This window comes from Veillonella sp. VA139, assembly GCF_003992005.1.
GTDB lineage: Bacteria > Bacillota > Negativicutes > Veillonellales > Veillonellaceae > F0422.
Window position 1 is genome coordinate 1 of sequence record NZ_RQVL01000061.1, and the last position, 776, is coordinate 776.

Consider the following 776-nt stretch of genomic DNA (forward strand, 5'->3'; position numbering starts at 1 on the left):
CGGCTTCGTTTTCCACATATCTTTGTCATATATTTAAATAGATGAAATCTATCTAAAATAAACTCACTATTTGGAAGCACCTCTAGGCCCCGTTTAATCCAACTAGCACCATCCCCAATAATATACACCTTAGGGCTACCCACATAGGCTTCTGCCAAGTAGCTGTCTATCTGCATCCAAAACTCTTCTGGTGTTTCTAACCCTGTGAAAGAATGCTTTTCTACTAGCTCCATGCGGTTAGAACCAACATCCACTTTGTCTGTGTACACTGTGGCTAATTTCATGTTAATATTCTTACCCGTTTGTAAGCTCACATGATCTTCATCCACTTCAATATAAATCGTTTCAGCAGACTTTGCTTCTATCTCTGTTTGTAGAGTAGTCGGTGGTGTTGGTAGGCTATGCACTAAATTCTTAACAGTTTGCCGTGAAAGTTGACATGGAGTAGAAGATTCTACTGCCTTAGCATAACTCATAGATGTAGCATGTTTAATAATTTTACTAGTACAATAGGGATCGATTCGTTTATGTGATGGTAAGTCTATTACTCTGTCTAGCAGATATACATACTCCCCAGTTACTTTATCTTTGTAATACCTTCGTGCAATTTTCACCTCTCCCCATTGAGTAGTAATTGTTCGTTCTCGACTTTTCTCTTGTACATGATATCGCTTTTCTTGCTTAACAGCCTCGTAGAGTTGGTCATCTAATTTAGATAAAAAAACCTCTAGCATCATAATTGCAACACCATTTATTAAGGTTGAAAAGTCTTCCAT

At 37.8% G+C, this 776-nt stretch carries 1 protein-coding gene; it reads right to left on the reverse strand.

The window, feature by feature from the left end:
- A partial coding sequence (locus tag EO125_RS09700; RefSeq protein ID WP_206168382.1) for a UPF0236 family transposase-like protein occupies nucleotides 1–737 on the reverse strand: 737 nt, incomplete at its 3' end.
- Nucleotides 738–776: the final 39 nt, after the last annotated feature.